Here is a 21,552-nt window from a genome sequence, read left to right as displayed (position 1 = left end):
ATTTTCATGCAAGACTGGCAACGCTCGGTGATCTACCAGATCTATCCGAAGAGCTTCCACAGCCATGCAGGCCTGGCCACCGGCGACCTGCTGGGGGTGGTCGACAAGCTCGACTACCTGGAGTGGCTGGGCGTCGACTGCCTGTGGATCACGCCGTTCCTGCGCTCGCCGCAGCGTGACAATGGCTATGACATCAGCGATTACTACGCCATCGACCCGAGCTACGGCACCATGGCCGATTGCGAATTGCTGATCGCCGAGGCCGGCAGGCGCGGGATCCGCTTGATGCTCGACATCGTGGTCAACCACACCTCCATTGAGCACACCTGGTTCCAACAGGCCCGCAGCAGCCTGGACAACCCGTACCGCGACTTCTACATCTGGCGCGACCAGCCGAACAACTGGCAGTCGAAGTTCGGTGGCAACGCCTGGGAATACGAGGCACAAACCGGCCAGTACTACCTGCACCTGTTCGACCACACCCAGGCCGACCTGAACTGGGATAACCCCAAGGTGCGCGAAGAAGTCTTCCGAATGATGCGCTTCTGGCGCGACAAGGGCGTGGGCGGTTTCCGGCTGGACGTGATCAACCTGATCTCCAAGCCCAAGGATTTTCCCGAGGACGCCACCGATGGCCGGCGCTTTTACACCGACGGGCCGAACGTGCACCAGTACCTGCAGGAAATGCACCGCGAGGTGTTTGCCGGCCATGACCTGGTCAATGTCGGCGAGATGTCCTCCACCAGCCTGGAGCACTGCATTCGCTATTCGCGCCCGGAGTCCCGGGAACTGTCGATGACCTTCAATTTCCACCACCTGAAGGTCGATTACCCGAACATGGAAAAATGGGTGCGGGCCGACTTCGACTTTCTCGAACTCAAGCGCATCCTTTCCGATTGGCAACTCGGCATGCAGGCCGGCGGTGGTTGGAACGCGTTGTTCTGGTGTAACCATGACCAGCCCCGGGTGGTTTCGCGTTTTGGTGACGACGGCGAGTACCGCGTGCGCTCGGCCAAGATGCTTGCCACCGCGCTGCACTTTCTCCAGGGCACACCCTACATCTACCAGGGCGAAGAACTGGGCATGACCAACCCGGGGTTCGAGCACATCGACCAGTATCGCGACGTCGAGACCTTGAATATCCACCGTATCCAACGCGAGGCAGGGCAGTCGCAGGAGCAGAGCATGGCGGCGATCATGCAGAAGTCCCGCGACAACGGTCGTACGCCGATGCAGTGGAATGCCGGGCCGAATGCCGGTTTCAGTTCGGCGCAACCGTGGATCGACTTACCGGCGAATGCCACCTGGATCAATGTCGAGCAGCAGCTCGAAGACTCGGATTCGGTGCTGCATCACTACCGTCGCCTGGTGGCGTTGCGGCGCAGCGAAGCGCTGATGGTCGAAGGCACCTATCGCCAATTGCTGCCCGAGCATCCGCAGGTTTGGGCCTATGTGCGTGAAGGCGATGGCGAACGCCTGCTGGTGATCAACAACTTCTATGCCGATCGCTGCGAGATAACCCTGCCTCAGGGCGTTTTCGAACCTGGGCAGCAGCAGCGCCTTCTGATCAGCAATTACTCGGACTGTCCGGTCAGAAATAGGGAACTTTTCCTGCGTCCCTATGAGTCTTTTGTTCTTTGTCTTTCAGAAAAATAGGAAAAGTCATTCAGCGAGTGCAGCTTGCAGTCCGTCGCGCCTCGGCGTTACGCGGCTGAAAATCGAACACGGAACTCAACAATAAAAACAAAACGAGAACAGCGGAGTGGTTCATGAAGACGATTAGTAGAAGTCTGCTGGTGTCCTGTGTCTGCCTGGGCTTGCCGTTTCCGGCCGATGCCCTGGAGTTCGCCGGATACCTGCGCAGTGGCATCGGTGGCTCGACCAAGGGCGGTACGCAGAGCTGTTTCCAGTTGCCGGGGGCACCGTCCAAGTACCGTTTGGGCAACGAATGTGAACAGTACGCCGAACTGGAGTTGCGTCAGGATTTGCTGACCCTCGATGATGGCTCCGTGTTCAGCGTCGATGCCATGGCCTCTCTGTACAACCGCTATGGGCGCAACCTGAGCTTCGATGGCGAGAACGGTGCGGCACGCATGCCGCAGATGTATGCCCAGTGGTCCAAGCTGCCGTCGCTCAATGGTGGTTCGGTATGGGCCGGGCGGCGCTACTACAAACGTAACGACATCCATATTTCCGACTTCTACTACTGGAACCAGAGCGCCACCGGCGGCGGTATCGAGGACGTGCTGATCGGCGACCTCAAGTACAGCTACGCTTTCTCGCGCAAGGACAACCTGTACCAGAAGGACTACATCAACCGGCATGACTTCAACGTCGCCGGTTTCAAGACCAATACCGATGGTGAGCTGGAATTCGGCTTCAGCTACATCGATGCGCCCCGGCGCAACGACACCCACCAGGGTTGGGCGATCACTGCGCAACACGTGCAGGCGAACTTCCTGGGCGGCAAGAACAAGTTCGCCCTGCAGTACGGCCAAGGGCCGGGCACCGGCCTCGGCTACACCGGCGATCCGCACCTGGGCACCAGCAGCAAGAGCTACCGGGCGGTGGAATTCTTCGACTGGCAACTGACCCCGCGTTTCGGTGGCCAGTTCGAAGCGGTGTACCAGAAAGACATTCGCCCCGATGGCCAGGACCAGAACTGGATCTCCCTGGGCGTGCGCCCGGCGTACGCGATCACCGAGCAGTTCAAGCTGGTGACTGAGCTGGGTCATGACCAGATCGAGGCACCGGGCGGCACCCGCAAGCTCAGCAAGTTCACCTTTGCGCCCACCTGGTCGCCGAAAGGTCCGGATTTCTGGGCACGTCCCGAAGTTCGCCTGTACTACACCTACGCCAGCTGGAACGCGGCGGCACAACGCGCGGCCAACGAGTTGGCGGCCGGTTCCGCGCTGTCCGACAGCGGCGCGTTCGGCAATGCGCTGCATGGTTCCAACTTCGGTGTGCAGGTCGAGTACTGGTGGAAGTAAGTCCATGTCGGTGGGGCATGTGCCTCACCGGCACGTCTGATAACAACGATAAAAGGTGATGTCATGACCACAACCCATTCCCTGGAGCTGCTGGCACCGTTGTCCGGGGTGCTGATGCGGCTGGATCAGGTGCCAGATCCGGTGTTCTCCGGTCGGCTGATCGGCGATGGCGTGTGCATCGATCCGACCTCCAGTGTGCTCCGTGCGCCCATGGCCGGAGTGGTCAGCAACCTCCAGGACAGCGGGCATGCCGTGAGCATCACCGACGAGTATGGCGTCCAGGTGCTGATGCATATCGGTCTGGATACCGTGAACCTGGCAGGCAAGGGTTTTACCGCCAAGGTGGCGCAAGGCGAGCGTGTCGAGGCGGGGCAGGCCTTGATCGAGTTCGATGCCGACTACCTGGCATTGCATGCTCGCAGCCTGTTGACGTTGATGCTGGTGGCCAGTGGCGAGCCCTTCACGTTGCTGGATTCGGTGCAGGGTGTGGTCGACAGCGGCCAGCCATTATTGCAACTGGGTGTATCGGCGCCGGCCAGCGAGCCGTTGCCGCAGGAGCAGGGCGAGGCGTTGTTTTCCAGGATTCTGGTCCTGCCCAATGCCAATGGCCTGCATGCCCGTCCGGCAGCGGTGCTGGCCCAGGCAGCAAAGGGATTTCGCGCCATCCTGCAGTTGCACAGGGGGCCGGCCAGTGCCAATGCGAAATCGCTGGTGGCGATCATGGCCTTGCAGACCGCCCAGGGCGATGCACTGCAGATCAGCGCGGTGGGCGAGGATGCCCAGGCGGCTATCGATGCGCTGGTACCGCTGATTGTCGACGGATGTGGCGAAACCGTCACGGCCGGGGCCGTCGTGGAAACCTTCAGCGTTCCCGAGGAAGCCTCACTGACCTTGCTGCGGGGCGTCTGCGCCTCGCCGGGTGCAGCATTCGGCCGGGTGGTGCAACTGTCCGCGCCGACACTGAATATCCCGGAAGCGGGCACTGGACAGGACCATGAGCGGGCCTTGCTGGACCATGCACTGGAGCGTGCCACCCTGGCATTGCAAGCGCTGCAGGACTGCGCGACGGACAGTATCCAGGTCGGTATCTTCCAGGCCCACCAGGAGTTGCTGGAAGATCCGGAGCTGCTGGAACGGGCTCGTTCGCTGGTGGCGCAGGGCAAGAGCGCTGCCTTTGCCTGGCGTACCTCCACCGATGAAACGGCAGAGCTGTTCCGTCGGCTTGGCAATGAATTGCTCATCGAACGAGCCCTGGACCTGGAGGATGTCGGTCAGCGGGTGCTCCGTTCGATCCTGGGTATCGAGGAACGGGTGACGGAACTGCCGGACGATACCATTCTGATCGCTGACCAGCTCACCCCGTCCCAGACCGCCGGCCTCGATACCCGTCGGGTACTGGGCTTCGCCACGGTCGGCGGTGGTGCCACCAGCCATGTCGCGATTCTCGCGCGGGCTTTCGGCCTGCCGGCATTGTGCGGGCTGCCGGTGCAGGTGCTGGATGTCGCCAATGGCACCCAGGTGCTGCTCGATGCCGATCTCGGCCAGTTGCACCTCAAACCGGAGGAGGCGGACATCCAGCAACTGCTGGTCAAGCGCCAGCAGCAGCGTGAACGGCGCCAGCGCGACAGCGAACTGTCCCATCAACCGGCACTCACTCGCGACGGTCGGCATATCGAGGTGACGGCCAACGTTGCGTCGCTGGAGGAGGTCGAACAGTCCCTCGTCCTCGGGGGAGAAGGTGTTGGCCTGCTGCGCTCGGAGTTTCTCTACCTGGAGCGTGGCCACGCGCCGAGTGTCGACGAGCAGGGCGCGACCTATTCGGCGATTGCCCGGGCCCTCGGGCCGACGCGCAACCTGGTGGTGCGAACCCTGGATGTGGGCGGCGACAAGCCGTTGGCCTATGTGCCGATGGACAGTGAGGCGAACCCGTTCCTTGGCATGCGCGGCATTCGCTTGTGCCTGCAGCGTCCGGAGCTGTTGCGCCAGCAGCTGCGGGCGATCCTGGCCAGTGCTGGGGAAACCCGGTTGCACATCATGTTGCCGATGATTACCCAGCTGTCCGAGTTGCGTGAGGCCCGCCACGTGTTGCTGGAGGAGGCTCGCGCATTGGGCGTTGTCGACCTGCCCAAGCTCGGGATCATGATCGAGGTGCCGGCGGCGGCGTTGATGGCCGATCTGTTCGCGCCCGAAGTGGACTTCTTTTCCATCGGTACCAACGACCTCACCCAGTACACCTTGGCAATGGACCGCGACCATCCGCAACTGGCCAGCCAGGCCGACAGCCTTCACCCGGCGGTGTTGCGACTGGTCGCCGGTACCGTCAAGGCCGCCCATGCCCATGGCAAGTGGGTCGGCGTATGCGGTGCGCTGGCCTCCGAACTGCTGGCGGTGCCGGTGTTGCTCGGGCTGGGGGTGGATGAACTGTCGGTCAGCGTGCCATTGATTCCGTCGATCAAGGCGGCGATCCGTGAGGTCAGCCTGGAGGAGTGCCAGGCCCTGGCGCAGCGCAGTCTCGCCCAGGAAAGTGCGGAGCAGGTGCGTGAGGTCCTGCGTCATCATCAGCAAGCGACGGCCGCCGTGCCGGTCCTGGAGCATTGAACATGTTGGAAACAATTTCCCGGGCGTTCTGGAAGGCGCTCACCCCGGATCTGGTCATGGAGCAGCCCGCGGCGGTTGCTGCACAGCCTGAGGCCACCATGACAAGGACCGAGCTTGCCGCACCGGTACTGGCGGCGTTGGGCGGTGAAGCCAACCTCAAGTCCCACCAGCGGGTGGCGCTGAGCCGGTTGCGTGTCGAACTGCATGACGCCAGTCGGCTTGACCAGACGGCATTACGCAATGCCGGTGTGCCGGGGGTGATGGCCTTGCCCGGTGGTGTGGTTCACTTGCTGGTAGGCCTGGACTGACCGATTGGGATGGGCCCCGTGCTTGCGGCCCATTGCCACTCGCCCTTACCGTTTCCCAACTGCGGGTGTATCGTATTCGCCTTTTGCGAGCTACGGGCTTGCGGCTGATTCGGTGAGGTGGTTGGGTTCATGTCTTTTTCCCGTCGACAAATACTCGGTGGCCTGGTCGGCCTTGCGGTCGTAGGTGTAGGAGCCGGTGGTGCGTCGCGCTATTGGCTGGGAAAGATGGCCGACGCCGAAGCCGGGCATGACTACGAGTTGATCGCCGCGCCACTGGACGTCGAACTCGTGGCGGGGCACAAGACCCCGGCCTGGGCTTTCGGCCCGACGGCGCCGGGGACCGAACTGCGGGTGCGCCAGGGCGAATGGCTGCGGGTACGCTTCATCAACCATCTGCCGGTGGCGACCACCATCCATTGGCATGGCATTCGCCTGCCGCTGGAAATGGATGGCGTGCCATACGTTTCGCAACTACCGGTACTGCCTGGCGAGTATTTCGACTACAAGTTCCGCGTACCGGACGCCGGCAGCTATTGGTATCACCCCCACGTCAGCAGCAGCGAGGAACTGGGTCGCGGACTGGTCGGGCCCCTGATCATCGAAGAGCGCGAACCCACCGGTTTTCGCCATGAGCGAACCCTCAGCCTGAAAAGCTGGCATGTTGATGAAGAGGGCGCCTTCCTGCCGTTCAGCATTCCTCGCGAGGCCGCTCGCGGTGGCACGGCGGGCCGACTGTCGACGATCAACGGCGTGTCGCAGGCAGTGATCGACCTGCCGGCCGGGCAGATCACCCGGGTGCGCCTGCTCAACCTCGACAACACCCTGACCTACCGCATCAATATCCCCGACGCCGAGGCGCAGATCTATGCGCTCGACGGCAACCCGGTCGAGCCGCGCCCCTTGGGCAAGGAATATTGGCTTGGGCCGGGCATGCGCATCTGCCTGGCGATCAAGGCACCCCCGGCAGGCGAGGAGCTGGCCTTGCGCAACGGACCGATCCGACTCGGCACCCTGCGTTCGGTGGCCAACAGCGATGCGCCGAGCCCGTGGCCGCCGGCGCTGCCGCCCAACCCTGTCGCCGAGCCGGACCTGGCCAATGCCGAAAAGCTCAACTTCAATTTCGAGTGGGTGGGTTCGGTTTCGGTGGGCGTCGACAATGGCAAGCCGCCCAGCCTCTGGCAGATCAATGGCAAGGCCTGGGACATCACCGACAAGACCTGCGCCGACCGGCCCATCGCCAAGCTGGAGAAGGGCAAGAGCTACCTCTTCGAATTGAAGAACATGACCCAGTACCAGCACCCGATCCACCTGCATGGCATGAGCTTCAAGGTGCTGGCCTCGAACCGCAAGACGATCATCCCGTATTTCACCGACACCTACCTGCTGGGCAAGAACGAGCGCGCGCGGGTTGCCCTGGTGGCGGATAATCCGGGGGTGTGGATGTTCCATTGTCATGTGATCGACCATATGGAAACCGGCCTGATGGCCGCCATCGAGGTGGCATGATGCGGCAGATTCGTCCCGCGGCGATCATCGATCGCAGCCGCGACCAGGACTTCATGCGCGAGGCGTTGGCCCTGGCAGCCCAGGGTGCGGCGTTGGGTGAGGTGCCGGTGGGCGCGGTGCTGGTCCAGGACGGCGAGATCATCGGGCGCGGCTTCAATTGCCCGATCAGCGGCAGCGATCCGAGTGCCCATGCCGAGATGGTCGCCATCCGCGCGGCGGCCCAGGCGGTGAGCAACTACCGGCTGCCGGGCAGCACCCTCTATGTCACCCTGGAACCGTGCAGCATGTGCGCCGGGCTGATAGTCCATTCGCGGATTGCGCGGGTGGTCTATGGTGCGCTGGAGCCCAAGGCCGGAGTGGTACAGAGCCAGGGGCAGTTCTTCACCCAGGGGTTTCTCAACCACCGCGTGCTGTTCGAGGGCGGGGTGCTTGCCGAGGAGTGTGGAACCCTCCTCAGCGAATTCTTCAAGGCCCGCCGCAGCAAGGCCTGACTGGCCCGGATGGTGAGCAGGTTGGTGTGGCGAGCGGGCTTGCCCGCGCTCGGCTGCAAAGCGGCCGTGAACCAGACGACGCACTCTTCCTGAAGGAACGCATGCTTAGGTTTCAGGGCCGCTGCGCGCCCCAGCGCGGGCGAGCCCGCTCGCCACAACAACCAGCTCCATAGCCTACAAGCCAGTCAACCACACCATCACGCTCACCACAAAAAGGTGCCGCCACAGGCCTACTTGCGCGCGACAATCACCGCGCGCATCGGCGCCGGCAAGCCTTCGATGGTCTTGCCGTGATCGGTCGGGTCGAGGAAGTCGCTCAGGGACTGGTACTTCATCCACTCGGTCGCCCGTTGTTCCTCGACGCTGGTGGTGCTCACGTCCACGCAGCGCACATCGCTGAATCCGGCCCGGCGCAGCCAACGCTCCAGCGCCGGCACCGACGGCAGGAACCAGACGTTGCGCATCTGCGCATAGCGGTCCTCGGGCACCAGCACCTGGTTGACGTCGCCTTCGATCACCAAGGTCTCAAGCACCAGTTCACCGCCCTTGACCAGGCAGTCTTTCAGCGCCAGCAGGTGTTCGATGGGCGAGCGTCGGTGGTAGAACACGCCCATGGAAAATACCGTGTCGAAGCCTTCCAGGTTCGCCGGCAGGTCCTCGAACGGGAAGGGTAGATGCCAGGCCGACTCCTGCGCCAGGTAGCGCTGCACCGCCTGGAACTGGCAGAAGAACAGCCAGTTCGGATCGACGCCGATCACCGTGTCGGCACCGGCGCCGAGCATGCGCCACATGTAGTAACCATTGCCGCAGCCGACATCGAGGATGCGCTTGCCCTTGAGGTCCAGGTGCGGGGCGACTCGCGACCATTTCCAGTCCGAGCGCCACTCGGTGTCGACATGCACGCCGAACAGGTCGAACGGGCCCTTGCGCCACGGGCTCAGCCCCATCAACGCGCTGCGCACCTGGGCGCGGGTCGCGTCGTCGCAATCGTTGTCCAGGGTCAGGCCGTCCAGCAGATCGATCGTTGTCGGTGCCAGCGGCGGCAGGGCGTCGAGCGCACCCTGCCAGCGCTCCAGGTCGCCATGGCCTTTCTCCAGGCGGGTATCGAGCTGGGCTTGCAGGCTGTTGGCCCATTCGGCCAGGGGGGTACGTGCCAGGCGGCTGGCAAGGGGGGACAGATCAATCATGGCAGGGCAATCAACGAGGCAAAGTTAAGACACTGGAACCAGGGCACGACTTTCGAGAAGCCCGCCGCCAGCAGGCGTTCGCGGTGCTCTTCGAGGCTGTCGGGTTTCATCACGTTTTCGATGGCGCTGCGCTTCTGGGCGATTTCCAGTTCGCTGTAGCCATTGGCGCGCTTGAAGGCGACATGCAGGTCGGTGAGCAGCGCATGCTCCTCGCTATCGTTGAAGCGCAGCTTCTCCGAGAGGATCAGCGCACCTCCGGGCAGCAGTGACTGGCGGATACGGCCGAGCAGGGCCAGGCGCTGGTCCGGGGCGATGAACTGCAGGGTGAAGTTCAGTGCCACCACCGAAGCCGGACGGAAGTCCAGGGCGAGGATATCGGCCTCGATCACTTCCACCGGCAACAGCTCCTGGAACATCGAGTCCTGGGCGTTGAGGTATTCACGGCAGCGTTCGACCATCGCCGTGGAGTTGTCCACCGCGATCACCTGGCAACCATCGCTGCGCACGTGCCGGCGCAGCGACTGGGTCACCGCGCCGAGGGAACTGCCGAGGTCGTAGAGCACGCTGCCCGGCTGGGCGAACTGGGCGGCGAGCACGCCAAGGTTCTCGACGATGGTCGGGTAACCGGGAACCGAGCGCTTGATCATGTCCGGGAACACCCGCACCACATCTTCGTTGAAGGCGAAGTCCGGCACTTGGGCCAGGGGCTGGGCGAAAAGGCGGTCGGGTTCTTTGCTCACGGCGATTCCGGCGACAATCAAAAAAGGGTCGGCATTTTAGCCAAGTTGGCGCCGGGATGCGCGGTTTGTCGGATAAAGCGCTGCCATGAACGTCGTCACCTTGAATCGACTACTTCCGGGACGGAACACCTAGTAGCGGTGCCTGCGTACCAAGGTGATACCGTGAAGGTCGAAATCACCCTTGACCCGCAGTTCGTCACCGCTCATCAGGTCGTATGCCAGAATCTCGACCCTGCCCCTGTAGTGATCGGCCTCACGATCAAAATTGACGGTCACCGTGCCGCTATCGGTCACGTACCAGCCGGATGACGAGGCGATGGCGCCCAGCCGGGTGATTTCAGGGTCGACATTGAAGGTATAGGTGCCGTTTTGAACATCAGGCCGCAAGCCGAGCAGGATGGTTCGTACCGGGCTGTTCTCGCTTTCCTGTACGCCACTTATCTCGATGGTGTGGTGCAGTGCCAGATAGATATGGTCTGCGTTGAAGTTTGGAACGCCGTTAACCGTCGCGGTGAAGGTGCCAGTGGGTGCCTTGTAGGTGTTCATCATCCAGTCCCTCAGTCGCCTGCAAACCCGATCGCCTGCAGGATGAGCTTGAGCATATGAGCCGTGGACGCGGATGATCTACTGTCAGAAATGACAGTTTTCTAGACGTTTTCTCGATAGGGGACTGGCTGTATCGACTCTAAGGACCCGACTGATTTCGGCGTTCATGACGAGTGTACTGCTGCACGTTGAGGCGCGACTGAGAACGCCGAGGCTGTGATCCCCCACTGGCCCAGCCAGTAAGTGACGATCAGCAAGTAGGGCGCGGCCTCGAATGCCACCACGAACCGGTTGATCCCGATCAGCGTATCGGAAAACACAAACGATATTGCACCCGCCGCCGCCAGCAGCGCCGAGCGTCTGGGCACGTCGCTGCCCAGGCGGGCGAGGGCCCGCCACAGCATGGCGCTGATCACCAGGGCATAGATCACAACTGGCACCAGCAGTGGGCCCAGGCCGTGGGCGATCAGGATGCTCAACAAGCTTGCACCGGCCACCAGCGCCAGTACCAGGGGTACCAGCGCCGGGCGGCGGCAGTCGCTAAAATAGGCTTTCAGGTAGCTCAGGTGAGCGCACAGGAACGCGCCAAGGCCGAAGATGAAGAGATCGCCTGGCCACGCCAGCAGCACATCGCCCACCAGGGAAAAAATCAGTCCCAGGCTGATCCAGCGTCGGTAATCGGTTGGTGGTGCATCATGCAGCCAGCCCAGCAGTGCCAGCACCGGCAGGGGTTTGACCAACAGGCACAGCAAGGTTGCGTGGGTACTCAGGCCGTAGATGAAAGTTCCCGCGCCCATCAGGGCGAGAATCAGCCAAGGCATGTCAGTTCACCACGATCGGGCAGTCGAAACTTTGCGCCGGCGGGACTTCCGGTTCCCAGGGTTGCTGGTAGGTCAGGCGCAGGCGCCCGGTGCCGCTGGCGAAAGCCTGGAAGCGCCAGGTCGATTGGCCAGCGGCGCCGATCACATCGCTGTTTTCCGGGTTGCGGTAGACCTCCGGGCCAAGGCTTTTCAGCACGCCGCCGGCGGAGTCCTGGATGGCCCAGCGATAACCCGTGGTGGGATTGCTGGGCAGGCTGAGGATCAGGTTTTGCCCGTTCTTGAGTTGCATCGGGCATTCACGCTGGTTTTCCACGCTCACGTTCTGGCGCGGTTGCTGCGCGCAGGCGGTGAGTAGCACAAGGCTTAACGGAAGCAACAGACGAGTCGGGGTCATAGTGTCTCCAATCATTACAGCGATGCTGGAGCATAACCCAAGATGCGGCGGATGCCATCGTGGCCAACGGCCTCGCCGAGGGCGGCGGACCCTCGGCGAAACCGTTCGCCAGCCCGGCGCAGGCGTCAGAACAGTACTTTCGCCACGTCGGTAAAGCGCTTGGCGAAGTGCACGGTCATGCCGTCCTTGAGGTAGTCCGGCAACTCCTCGAAGTGCCCGCGGTTGGCATCCGGCAGGATCAGCTCATGGATCTTCTGCCGCCGTGCCGCGATCACTTTCTCGCGTACGCCACCAATGGGCAGCACATGCCCGGTGAGAGTCAGTTCACCGGTCATCGCCACGCCTTTCTTCGGCGGCTGGTTACGGGCCAGGGACAGTAGGGCACTGGCCATGGTCACCCCGGCACTCGGGCCGTCCTTGGGCGTGGCGCCTTCCGGCACGTGCAGGTGGACGAAGGCTTCGTCGAAGAAGCGTGGGTCGCCACCGAACTGCTTGAGGTGCGAACCGACGTAGCTGTAGGCGATCTCCGCCGACTCCTTCATGACGTCCCCCAACTGCCCGGTCAGCTTGAAGCCGCGATTCAGTGTGTGGATGCGCGTGGCTTCGATCGGCAGGGTGGCGCCGCCCATGCTGGTCCAGGCCAGGCCGGTGATCACCCCGGTACCGCTGAGTACCTGTTCGTTGCGGAACACCGGCATGCCCAGGGAGGCTTCGAGGTCCTTGGGACCGATCTTGATGACGCTATCCGGCGCTTCCAGCAGCTTGACCACGGCCTTGCGCACCAGCTTGCCCAGTTGTTTTTCCAATTGGCGCACACCGGACTCGCGGGCATAGCCGTCGATCACCGTGCGCAGGGCGCTGTCGCTGATCGACAGGCTGGTTTTCCTGACACCGGCCTTTTCCAGTTGCTTGGGCCACAGGTGACGCTTGGCGATCGCCAGTTTTTCCTCGGTGATATAGCCCGACAGGCGAATCACTTCCATACGGTCGAGCAACGGCCCGGGGATCGAGTCCAGGGTGTTGGCGGTGCAGACGAACAGCACTTTCGACAGGTCCAGGCGCAGGTCCAGGTAGTGGTCGAGGAAGTCGACATTCTGCTCTGGATCGAGGGTTTCCAGCAGTGCCGACGCCGGGTCGCCCTGGTAGCTCTGGCCCATCTTGTCGATCTCGTCGAGCATGATCACCGGGTTCATCACCTCGACGTCTTTCAGCGCCTGCACCAGCTTACCCGGTTGGGCGCCGATGTAGGTGCGCCGATGGCCCTTGATCTCGGCCTCGTCGCGCATGCCGCCGACACTGAAGCGATAGAACGGCCGGCCGAGGGATTCGGCGATGGACTTGCCGACGCTGGTCTTGCCCACGCCCGGTGGGCCCACCAGCAGCACGATGGAGCCGCTGATCTCGCCCTTGTAGGCGCCGACGGCAAGGAATTCGAGAATCCGCGACTTGATGTCATCGAGCCCGGCATGGTGCTGGTCGAGCACCTTGCGCGCGTGCTTGAGATCGAGCTTGTCCTCGCCGTACACGCCCCATGGCACCGCGGTGGCCCAGTCCAGGTAATTGCGGGTGACGGCGTATTCCGGCGAGCCGGTTTCGAGGATCGCCAGCTTGCCCATTTCCTCGGTGATGCGCTTTTGCGCGTGGGCCGGCAGGGTCTTGCCTTCCAGGCGCTGTTCGAACTGTTCGATGTCGGCGCTGCGATCGTCCTTGGTCAGGCCCAGCTCCTGTTGGATGACCTTGAGCTGTTCCTTGAGGAAGAACTCGCGCTGGTGCTCGCCGATCTTGCGGTTCACCTCGGCGGAAATCTCTTTCTGCAGGCGCGCCACCTCGACTTCCTTGCGCAGCATCGGCAGGACTTTTTCCATGCGCTTGAGCATCGGCACGCAGTCGAGCACTTCCTGCAACTCGTTGCCGGTGGCCGAGGTGAGGGCGGCGGCGAAGTCGGTCAGCGGCGACGGGTCGTTGGGGCTGAAACGGTTGAGATAGTTCTTCAACTCTTCGCTGTACAGCGGGTTGAGCGGCAGCAGCTCCTTGATCGCATTGATCAGCGCCATGCCGTAGGCCTTCACCTCGTCGGTCGGCTCGCTGGGCTGGTGCGGGTATTCGAGTTCCACCAGGTAGGGCGGGCGATGGTGCTTGAGCCAGGTGCGGATGCGCACGCGGGTCAGGCCCTGGGCGACGAACTGCAGCTTGCCGCTCTCGCGGCTGGCATGGTGGACCTTCACCAGGGTGCCGTACTCCGGCAGGCTGTTGGTGTCGAAGTGCCGGGTGTCTTCGGTCGGGGTGTCGACGAAGAACAGTGCCAGGGAATGATGGTCGGATTTGCTCACCAGTTCCAGGGTTTCCGCCCAGGGTTCTTCGTTGACGATGACCGGCAAAACCTGGGCCGGGAAGAACGGACGGTTGTGGATCGGGATGATGTAGACGGTGTCCGGCAGGTTCTGTCCGGGCAGCGCCAGGCTGGTACCGGAGTACTCATGCGGGGCCTGGGCCGCGTCGTCGCGCTCTGGCGCGTCGGCCTGTTGGGTCGGATGGTCAGGGAATTCCTGCTGGTCGCTCATTGGGGCACCTGCACAGTTGAGTATGCAGGTTAGATGGGGAGATACGCTGGCGGTTTCAATGGTCCGCTGCTATAGCTTTGGTCAAATCGGCCGATAGCTCGACAGTAGACCTGTACATATTTGTTTTTATGTAGAAGTTTTTCGGGTGTGCGAGTCGTTCGTCGGTCTGCCAAAAAAATAGTGGCAAAGTGCCTTATTTATGGCGTGATCTTCTGCCCGCACCCCGGTAATCTGCACTTGCTGATCCCTCTGTGCCAGGGCAGGCCATTTTTTAACGAACCTGTGAGTAGTTGCTGTATGGCCCGCCAGATCTCGTTGCCTGGATTGTTTCTATGTGTTGCCGGATTGCTTTCCAGCGGTCCGAGTCGTGCTGCCGATCTGCAGGCCGAGATCGTCGACCAGCAGGGCAAGCCGCTGGTGGGGGCGGTGTTGACCCTGCAGGGGAGCGCCTCGTCGGTCGCCTATAACCTGAAGGCCGACATGGACCAGCGCGACAAGCAGTACGTACCCCATGTGCTGGCGGTGCACACCGGGACCCAGGTCAAGTTTCCCAATAGCGACAATATCCGCCACCAGGTCTATTCTTTTTCGCAACCCAAGCGCTTTGAACTACGCCTCTATGAGGGCACGCCGTCGGATCCGGTGCTGTTCGACAAGCCGGGTGTCGTCGTGCTGGGCTGCAATATCCACGACTGGATGCTCGGCTATATTTATGTCACCGATGATCCCTGGTTCGCGACCAGCAATGACCGTGGGCAGATCGCCCTCGACAAGCTGCCCACCGGCCATTACCGCGTGACCCTCTGGCACCCGCAGGTGGCGGATATGCAGCCGCAGTCGGGCGGCGAAATCGATGTGCCGGCCACGGGCCTGAAGCAGCGCTTCAGCCTGACGATCCAACCGCTCTCGCCGGATGCTCCGTCGGCGCCAGCACCGAGTGCCTTTGGCGATGCCTTCAATAAAGCTATCAGTGAACCTGCGCAGTAGTTTTCAAGCGCGGATCGCCGTTGTCATTACCCTGCTGTTGCTGGTGGTGGTCGGTGCCTTGTACTTCAGCGTCAAGGCGGCCACCAACGAGGCGGTACAGAATCAGGCGCGTGCGCAGTTGGATGTCGGTACGCGGGTGTTCGAACGCCTGCTGGACGTGCAGAGCCGGCGCCTGGGCGACGCCGTGCAACTGCTGGCATCGGACTTCGGCTTTCGTGATGCGGTCTCCAGTGGCGACTCGGCGACCATCCGTTCGGTACTGATCAATCACGGCAAACGTATCAACGCCAGCGACATGATCCTGTTGAGCATGGACGGCACGGTCATGGCCAGCACCCTGGGCGACACGCCTGATGGTGCGCCGTTCCGCTTCGACCAGGCCCTGCGCGAGGCCCGGCGCAACCGCCAGTCGGCGGTGATCGTGCCGCTGCTGGGCAAACCGCACCTGTTGGTCGAGGCGCAGGTATTGGCGCCGCTGCCGATCGCCCGGGTGGTGATGGGTTTTTCCATGGACAACGCCTTTGCCTCGCAACTGCGCTCGCTGACCAACCTCGAAGTTTCGTTCCTCACTGTCGACCACCAGCAACCCGGTGAACTGGTCAGCACCCAGCCGGCGTCGCTGGCTTCGAGCATCATTCCCCTGATGCTCGAAGCCTCCTCCGGCCATCAGATGCAGATGACCGAACACCTCAGCCAGAGCTTTCTCAGCCAGTCGCTCAGGTTGGCCAGTGCGAGCGACAACAACGACAGCCAGGTCATTGCCCTGTTGCAGAGTCCGCTGGATGCGGCGATGAAGGCTTTCGCACCGCTGGACGAGAAGATCCTGCTGATCGCGCTGGTTTCCCTGCTGGCTTCGCTGGTAGGCGCCTTGCTGCTGGCGCGTAGCGTCTCGCAGCCGGTACGTTTGCTGGCCCAGGCGGCCGAACGGATCGGCAAGGGTGACTACGAAACGCCGGTTACGTTGCGGCGCAGCGATGAACTGGGCCTGCTCGCCAGGATGTTCAATACCATGCAGGGCGCAATCGCCGAACGCGAGCAGCAACTGGCGCATAACGCCCTGCACGATCGGCTCACCGGCCTGCCCAACCGTGCGCTGGCGACTGAGCGGCTGGGCAGTGCGATCGCCGCCGGCCGCCCGGTGGCGGTGGTGTACCTGGACATCGACAATTTGCGCACCATCAACGAGACGGGCGGCCCAGGCGCAGTCGACCAGATGCTGCAGAACGTCAGCAAGCGCCTGCAGGCGAACCTGCGGGCGGGTGACACGGTCGCGCACCTGATCGCCGGCGAGTTTCTCCTGCTGTTGCAAAATATCGGTAGCGATGGCGCGGTGGCGGTGGCCGACCAGATCCAGCAACTGTTGCTCAAGCCCCAGCGTATCAATGACCACGACCTGGCACTGGATTGCCGGATGGGTATCGCTGCGTTTCCGCAAGATGGCCAGGACGCGGAACAACTGCTCGATCGGGCCGCCATCGCGATGAAGGATGCCGCGCAGATGCCTGGCCGCCTGCAGATCTACGAGCAGGACCGTGACTTGGCTCACCGTCGGCAGATCACCCTGATTCGCGATCTGCGCTACGCCGCCGACAATGGTGAGTTGCTGTTGCATTACCAGCCCAAGCTGGATATCCGCCAGGGCCAGGTGCGCCAGGCCGAAGCCTTGTTGCGCTGGCAGCATCCGCAGTTCGGCATGGTGTCGCCAGGGGAGTTCATTACCCTCGCCGAGCGTACCGGCAGCATCCAGCTCCTCACCCGCTGGGTGATCGAGGAGGGCATGCGTCAGCTCGCCGAGTGGAACCAGCGTGGCCTGCGTCTGCAATTGTCATTGAACATCTCCGCCGATGACCTGTTGAGCGGTGACCTGCCCGACCGCGTGTTGGCGTTGCTCAAGGTGCATCGCCTGCCGGCCGAACAACTGATCTTCGAAATCACCGAAAGTGCGGTGATGCGCGAGCCGGAGCAGGCGCTCGAGATCCTGTTGCGCCTGCGCGCCTGTGGCATCAGCCTGTCGGTGGACGATTTCGGCACTGGCTATTCATCGTTGGCGCACCTCAAGCGCCTGCCGGTACAGGAATTGAAGATCGACCAGTCCTTCGTCCGCAACCTGGACGAAACCAGCGAGGACGCGGTGATCGTTCGCTCGACCATCGAAATGAGCCACAACCTGGGGTTGAAGGTGGTCGCCGAAGGCGTGGAGTACGAACACAGCCTACGCTTGTTGCAACGTTGGCATTGCGATACCGCCCAGGGTTACCTGATCAGTCGTCCGCTGAGTGCGGCAGCGTTCGAGGCCTGGGTCGCGCAGCCCCTGAATTCACCGTCCGCCATGGTTCACTGACTGCTATGAAACGTCGTTATTCCCTGTTGTGCCTGCTGGGCCTGCTCGGCCTGGGAATCAATGTTGCCCAGGCCGATAACGGCCGCCTGATCGCCACCGGCGGCGCCAGTAGCGTGGAAGGCGCGGCGGGCGGCGGAATCACGCCGTGGGCGGTGCTGGCCGGCTATGGCGAAAAGAACGAGTGGGGCGCCACGGCGTTCGCTACCACTGTCAATATCCCGGATTACCGGCTCGACGTGGTCGGGCTGGCCGCCTCCTACGACAATCGGGTGGAAGTGTCCTTCGCCCGGCAGCGCTTTGACCTGGGGTCGCTGGTGCACAAGCTGAACCTGCCCGAGGACCATCTGGGACAGGACATCATCGGCCTCAAGGTCCGGCTGTTCGGCGACCTGATCTACGACACCCTGCCACAGGTGTCCCTGGGGCTGGAGTACAAGCACCAGACCAACTTCGACATTCCCGAACTGGTCGGTGCCAAGCGTGACCAGGATGTGGAGGGTTACCTGACCGCCAGCCGCCTGTTCATGGGCGCGGCCTTTGGCTACAACGTGCTGGTCAATGGCGGCGTGCGCTACAGTCGGGCCAACGAACTGGGGCTGATGGGCTTCGGCGGCGATCGTCGCGATACCCGCAGCGTGCTCAAGGAAGGCTCCGTGGCGGTGCTGTTCAATCCGCGTTGGGCGGTGGGGGTGGAATACCGGGAGAAGCCGGACAACCTTTCATTCGCCGGCGAAAGTGATTGGGCCGATGTGTTCATCGGCTATTTCCCCAATAAACACCTGTCCTTTGTCCTGGCCTATGCTCGGCTGGGTGAAATTGCCACGCTGGATAACCAGAACGGCACCTATCTGTCCGTACAGGGGAGTTTCTGATGCGGGGTCTGAAACTGTTGCTGGTGGCTTTGCTGTTGGCCGGGTGCGCCCAGCAGCCACCCAAGGATGATAGCCTCTACCGTGACCTCGGCGAGCGCGCGGGGATTACCCGGATCGTCGAAGGCATGTTGCTGAACATCGCCCATGACTCGCGGATCTCCGAGCGTTTTCGCAAGATCGACATCGTGCGCCTGCGCAACAAGCTGGTCGAGCAGTTCTGCGTCGAGTCCGGTGGACCTTGTGTCTACACCGGCGACACCATGGCCGACAGCCACAAGGGCCAGAACGTCAGCCCCAGCGATTTCAACGCGCTGGTGGAAGACCTGATCGCGGCGATGGACGCCCAGGGCATCCCGGTGCGGGTGCAGAACCGTCTGATTGCGCGGCTGGCGCCGATGCGCGGCGAAGTGATCGAGCACTAGGCTGATCCGGGAGAGTTGTGTGGCGGACGGGCGGGACGAAGGTCTCTGCAAGAAGAAATCACTGGTCAGCCCGAGTTGACGGCACGATTCTCATGAGCATGAAAAAAGCGGCCTGAAGGCCGCTTTTTTCATATCCAAACTAAAGCTTATTCGGACAGTTTGTACGCCAGCACGTAGTCACCTTGCTTGGTGCCCAGCGAGCCGTGCCCGCCAGCCATCACCAGCACGTACTGCTTGCCATCCTTGCCGGTGTAGGTCATCGGCGTGGTCTGGGCGCCTGCTGGCAGGCGGCCTTCCCACAACTGCTTGCCGTTCTTCACGTCATAGGCCCGCAGGTACTGGTCCAGGGTGCCGCTGAGGAACGCTACGCCACCGGCAGTGGTGAATGTCCCGCCCAGGCTGGGTACGCCCATGCTCAGTGGGATCGGTACCGGCGAGCTGTCACGCACGGTGCCGTTCTTGTGCATCCAGAGGGTCTTGTGGGTGGTCAGGTCGACCGCCGCGACATAACCCCAGGCTGGTGCCTGGCACGGCAGGCCCATTGGCGACAGCAGTGCTTCGAGTACTACCCCGTATGGTGCGCCCTTGTTCGGCTGGACGCCCTCGGTTTCGCTCTTGCGTGGGCCCTGCGAGGCGATTTCCGCCGCCGGGATCAGCTTGGAGCGGAAGGCCATGTAGCTCGGGTTGACGAAGGCGACCTGGCGCACCGGGTCCACCGAAATGCCGCCCCAGTCGAACACGCCGAAGTTGCCGGGGTAGACGATCGAGCCCTGCAACGATGGCGGGGTGAACGGACCCTCATAACGCAGCGACTTGAAGTCGATCCGGCAGAGCATCTGGTCGAACGGGGTCACGCCCCACATGTCGCGCTCTTTCAGCGGCGGCGGCATGAAGTTGAGGTCGGACTTCGGTTGGGTCGGCGAGGTGTGGTCGCCGGCGACTGCGCCCTGTGGTACCGGGATCTCGTTGATCGGCACGATCGGCTGGCCATTGCTGCGGTCGAGCACGTAGATGCTGCCTTGCTTGGTCGAAGCCAGCACGGCCGGCTTCACGCCGTCGGCGGTCTTGAGGTCCATCAGGGTCGGCTGGCCGCCGACGTCCATGTCCCACAGGTCGTGGTGGGTGAACTGATAGGTCCAGCGAACATGGCCGGTGTCGATATCCAGGGCGGTCAGGCCGGCGCTGAATTTCTCCGAGTCGGGCGTGCGGTTACCACCGAACTGGTCCGGTGTCTGGTTGCCCATCGGCAGGTAGAGCATGCCGAGTTTTTCATCGACGGCGAACATCGACCACATGTTCGGCGAGTTGCGGGTGTAGGTCTTGCCCGGGGCGATCGGGGTGGTGTCGTCCGGGTTGCCGCTGTCCCAGTTCCACACCAGTTTGCCGGTGTGCACGTCGAAGGCGCGGATCACGCCGCTCGGCTCGTCGGTGGAGACGTTGTCGGTGACATGGCCACCGATCACCACCAGGTTGCGGGTGACCGCCGGTGGCGAGGTGGAGTAGTAGCCACCAGGGGCGAAGGTACCGATGTTGGCGCCGAGGTCGATCTGGCCCTTGTCGCCGAAGTCTTCGCACATCTTGCCGGTGTCGGCGTTCAGGGCGATCAGGCGGGTATCGGCGGTGGGCAGGAAGATCCGCCGTGGGCACTGGTTTTCCTGGCCGGTGGCGACCAGGCGGCCGCCTGGCGCGTTATCGGCCGCCAGCGATGCGGTGGCGGAGGCGTCGGTTGTCGACGGTTTGGCACTGGCGATGTAGGCGTTGTCATCGTGATAGGCCACGCCACGACAGGTCATGTGCGCCCAGCCTTTGAAGTTGGCCGCCTTCTGCGTGGACAGTTTCGGATCGAAGCGCCAGATTTCCTTGCCGGTATCCGGGTCGAGGGCGATCACCTGGCTGTGGGGCGTGCACACATAAAGCATGCCGTTGACCTTCAGCGGGGTGTTTTCCGCAGTGGTTTCACCGGGGTCGTTCGGCCCGGGGATATCACCGGTGCGGAAGGTCCAGGCCGGTACCAGCTTGTGGGCGTTCTGCGGGGTGATCTGGGCCAGCGGCGAATAGCGGTCGCCATGGGCACTGCGGCCGTAGGAGTTCCAGTCACCGTCGGCCATCTTCGGCGCGGTGTTGCTCATGCCGGGGACGCTGTCGCGGTCGAGCTGGCCCTTGATTTCACCGGGGTTGGTGAACTGGCTGGCGACGGCGGTGGCGCCAGCCAGGACCACGGCCACGCCCAGGGCGCCGGTGCCCATCGGCGCGGTGCCGCTGTGCAGCAACGGCCGGCGGAACCAGGGCAGCAGCATGACGATGCCGAGGGCGAACAGCAGGGCCAGGCGTGGCACCAGTTGCCACCAGTCCAGGCCGACTTCCCACAGGGCCCAGAGGGTACTGGCGGACAGCACCAGCGCGTAGAGGCCCAGGGCGGCCCGGCGGGCCGCCAGCAACAGGCCGCCGGTCAGCAGCAGACCGATACCGGCCAGCAGATAGTACAGCGAGCCGCCCAGCAGGCTCAGCCTGATCCCACCGGCCAGCAGGGCCAAGCCCATCAATAGCAGCACGATACCGAGCAGGCTCGGTAGCAGGCGGCCTCGACTCGAGGCACGGTCAGTGCTCATGGTTTGGTTTCTCCGTGATGTTGAAGGTATCCCGCGCTGTAATCACTGTAGATGACGATCTGGCGCGGGCTTGGTTCAGATAAATCGCTCGGGGACGACTTCCACGCAGGTGCAGCAGCCGTGGAGCCTGGCTGCGGGGCGGGAAGTCGAGAGTGAGAGCCGGGGCGTTTCAGCAGGCA

Annotated in this window: 17 protein-coding genes; 10 read left to right on the top strand and 7 right to left on the bottom strand. The window is 62.9% G+C overall.

Annotated elements, in window-relative coordinates; all coding sequences use genetic code 11:
• The first annotated feature begins 6 nt into the window (after positions 1 to 6).
• The 6 genes from treC (at position 7) to tadA (ending at position 7,893) form a co-directional block, all read left to right on the top strand.
• Positions 7 to 1,656 carry an alpha,alpha-phosphotrehalase gene (gene treC, locus AC6I6U_RS31010; RefSeq protein WP_497879739.1) on the top strand — a complete coding sequence of 550 codons (1,650 nt, stop codon included), beginning with the start codon at positions 7 to 9 and terminating at the stop codon, positions 1,654 to 1,656.
• A gap of 113 nt (positions 1,657 to 1,769) precedes the next feature.
• Positions 1,770 to 2,990: a maltoporin gene (locus AC6I6U_RS31005; RefSeq protein WP_497879738.1), complete on the top strand. Its 1,221-nt coding sequence runs from the start codon at positions 1,770 to 1,772 to the stop codon at positions 2,988 to 2,990.
• Between the two features lie 63 nt (positions 2,991 to 3,053).
• Entirely contained in the window at positions 3,054 to 5,588 is a 2,535-nt protein-coding gene (gene ptsP / locus AC6I6U_RS31000; RefSeq protein ID WP_497879737.1) for a phosphoenolpyruvate--protein phosphotransferase, read from the top strand.
• A 2-nt stretch (positions 5,589 to 5,590) separates the two neighbouring features.
• Complete coding sequence (locus AC6I6U_RS30995; protein WP_497879736.1) at positions 5,591 to 5,896, top strand: PTS sugar transporter subunit IIB; 306 nt, start codon at positions 5,591 to 5,593, stop codon at positions 5,894 to 5,896.
• A 129-nt stretch (positions 5,897 to 6,025) separates the two neighbouring features.
• Entirely contained in the window at positions 6,026 to 7,402 is a 1,377-nt protein-coding gene (locus AC6I6U_RS30990) for a multicopper oxidase family protein (RefSeq protein WP_497879735.1), read from the top strand.
• On the top strand, positions 7,402 to 7,893 hold the full coding sequence (gene tadA, locus AC6I6U_RS30985) for a tRNA adenosine(34) deaminase TadA (protein ID WP_497883142.1): 492 nt from the start codon (positions 7,402 to 7,404) through the stop codon (positions 7,891 to 7,893). Before AC6I6U_RS30990 ends, tadA begins: the two co-directional genes overlap by 1 nt.
• A 230-nt stretch (positions 7,894 to 8,123) precedes the next feature.
• Here the strand turns inward: tadA and cmoB are convergent, their stop codons facing one another.
• The 6 genes from cmoB to lon all read right to left on the bottom strand — a co-directional run bounded on the left by cmoB (position 8,124) and on the right by lon (position 14,142).
• Complete coding sequence (gene cmoB / locus AC6I6U_RS30980; protein ID WP_497879734.1) at positions 8,124 to 9,080, bottom strand: tRNA 5-methoxyuridine(34)/uridine 5-oxyacetic acid(34) synthase CmoB; 957 nt, start codon at positions 9,078 to 9,080, stop codon at positions 8,124 to 8,126.
• On the bottom strand, positions 9,077 to 9,820 hold the full coding sequence (gene cmoA / locus AC6I6U_RS30975) for a carboxy-S-adenosyl-L-methionine synthase CmoA (RefSeq protein WP_497879733.1): 744 nt from the start codon (positions 9,818 to 9,820) through the stop codon (positions 9,077 to 9,079). The genes cmoB and cmoA overlap by 4 nt, the downstream gene beginning before the upstream one ends.
• A 129-nt stretch (positions 9,821 to 9,949) precedes the next feature.
• Entirely contained in the window at positions 9,950 to 10,366 is a 417-nt protein-coding gene (locus tag AC6I6U_RS30970; RefSeq protein ID WP_497879732.1) for a hypothetical protein, read from the bottom strand.
• A 164-nt stretch (positions 10,367 to 10,530) separates the two neighbouring features.
• Entirely contained in the window at positions 10,531 to 11,187 is a 657-nt protein-coding gene (locus AC6I6U_RS30965; RefSeq protein WP_497879731.1) for a lysoplasmalogenase, read from the bottom strand.
• Between the two features lies 1 nt (position 11,188).
• The gene (locus AC6I6U_RS30960) at positions 11,189 to 11,581 is read right to left on the bottom strand and encodes a protease inhibitor I42 family protein (protein WP_497879730.1); all 393 of its coding nucleotides are present in this window, start codon (positions 11,579 to 11,581) and stop codon (positions 11,189 to 11,191) included.
• A gap of 125 nt (positions 11,582 to 11,706) precedes the next feature.
• Positions 11,707 to 14,142: an endopeptidase La gene (gene lon / locus AC6I6U_RS30955; RefSeq protein ID WP_497879729.1), complete on the bottom strand. Its 2,436-nt coding sequence runs from the start codon at positions 14,140 to 14,142 to the stop codon at positions 11,707 to 11,709.
• Between the two features lie 297 nt (positions 14,143 to 14,439).
• Here lon and AC6I6U_RS30950 point away from each other — a divergent pair, with 297 nt between their 5' ends.
• The 4 genes from AC6I6U_RS30950 to AC6I6U_RS30935 are packed head-to-tail and all read left to right on the top strand — an operon-like array spanning position 14,440 to position 18,764.
• Entirely contained in the window at positions 14,440 to 15,129 is a 690-nt protein-coding gene (locus AC6I6U_RS30950) for a methylamine utilization protein (RefSeq protein ID WP_497879728.1), read from the top strand.
• Positions 15,113 to 17,470, top strand: coding sequence for a bifunctional diguanylate cyclase/phosphodiesterase (locus tag AC6I6U_RS30945; protein ID WP_497879727.1), 2,358 nt, complete (start codon positions 15,113 to 15,115; stop codon positions 17,468 to 17,470). Before AC6I6U_RS30950 ends, AC6I6U_RS30945 begins: the two co-directional genes overlap by 17 nt.
• Positions 17,471 to 17,475: 5 nt before the next feature.
• Positions 17,476 to 18,342 (top strand): DUF3034 family protein, encoded by an 867-nt coding sequence (locus AC6I6U_RS30940; RefSeq protein WP_497879726.1) that lies wholly within the window; start codon positions 17,476 to 17,478, stop codon positions 18,340 to 18,342.
• Positions 18,342 to 18,764 carry a group I truncated hemoglobin gene (locus AC6I6U_RS30935; RefSeq protein ID WP_497879725.1) on the top strand — a complete coding sequence of 141 codons (423 nt, stop codon included), beginning with the start codon at positions 18,342 to 18,344 and terminating at the stop codon, positions 18,762 to 18,764. Before AC6I6U_RS30940 ends, AC6I6U_RS30935 begins: the two co-directional genes overlap by 1 nt.
• Positions 18,765 to 18,910: 146 nt before the next feature.
• Here AC6I6U_RS30935 and AC6I6U_RS30930 read toward each other — a convergent pair whose 3' ends face one another.
• Positions 18,911 to 21,304, bottom strand: coding sequence for a glucose/quinate/shikimate family membrane-bound PQQ-dependent dehydrogenase (locus tag AC6I6U_RS30930; RefSeq protein WP_497883141.1), 2,394 nt, complete (start codon positions 21,302 to 21,304; stop codon positions 18,911 to 18,913).
• Positions 21,305 to 21,552 lie beyond the last annotated feature (248 nt).

This window comes from Pseudomonas sp. UTLPPB19802 (genome assembly GCF_059730225.1).
This window is presented reverse-complemented; position numbering and strand designations above follow the sequence as displayed.

Excerpts from the sequence above, each read along its gene's own strand:
- treC (WP_497879739.1), top strand. The coding sequence starts at position 7 with ATGCAAGACTGGCAACGCTCGGTGATCTACCAGATCTATCCGAAGAGC.
- AC6I6U_RS31005 (WP_497879738.1), top strand. The coding sequence starts at position 1,770 with ATGAAGACGATTAGTAGAAGTCTGCTGGTGTCCTGTGTCTGCCTGGGC.
- ptsP (WP_497879737.1), top strand. The coding sequence starts at position 3,054 with ATGACCACAACCCATTCCCTGGAGCTGCTGGCACCGTTGTCCGGGGTG.
- AC6I6U_RS30995 (WP_497879736.1), top strand. The coding sequence starts at position 5,591 with ATGTTGGAAACAATTTCCCGGGCGTTCTGGAAGGCGCTCACCCCGGAT.
- AC6I6U_RS30990 (WP_497879735.1), top strand. The coding sequence starts at position 6,026 with ATGTCTTTTTCCCGTCGACAAATACTCGGTGGCCTGGTCGGCCTTGCG.
- tadA (WP_497883142.1), top strand. The coding sequence starts at position 7,402 with ATGCGGCAGATTCGTCCCGCGGCGATCATCGATCGCAGCCGCGACCAG.
- cmoB (WP_497879734.1), bottom strand. The coding sequence starts at position 9,080 with ATGATTGATCTGTCCCCCCTTGCCAGCCGCCTGGCACGTACCCCCCTG.
- AC6I6U_RS30970 (WP_497879732.1), bottom strand. The coding sequence starts at position 10,366 with ATGAACACCTACAAGGCACCCACTGGCACCTTCACCGCGACGGTTAAC.
- AC6I6U_RS30965 (WP_497879731.1), bottom strand. The coding sequence starts at position 11,187 with ATGCCTTGGCTGATTCTCGCCCTGATGGGCGCGGGAACTTTCATCTAC.
- AC6I6U_RS30960 (WP_497879730.1), bottom strand. The coding sequence starts at position 11,581 with ATGACCCCGACTCGTCTGTTGCTTCCGTTAAGCCTTGTGCTACTCACC.
- lon (WP_497879729.1), bottom strand. The coding sequence starts at position 14,142 with ATGAGCGACCAGCAGGAATTCCCTGACCATCCGACCCAACAGGCCGAC.
- AC6I6U_RS30950 (WP_497879728.1), top strand. The coding sequence starts at position 14,440 with ATGGCCCGCCAGATCTCGTTGCCTGGATTGTTTCTATGTGTTGCCGGA.
- AC6I6U_RS30940 (WP_497879726.1), top strand. The coding sequence starts at position 17,476 with ATGAAACGTCGTTATTCCCTGTTGTGCCTGCTGGGCCTGCTCGGCCTG.
- AC6I6U_RS30935 (WP_497879725.1), top strand. The coding sequence starts at position 18,342 with ATGCGGGGTCTGAAACTGTTGCTGGTGGCTTTGCTGTTGGCCGGGTGC.
- AC6I6U_RS30930 (WP_497883141.1), bottom strand. The coding sequence starts at position 21,304 with ATGGGCTTGGCCCTGCTGGCCGGTGGGATCAGGCTGAGCCTGCTGGGC.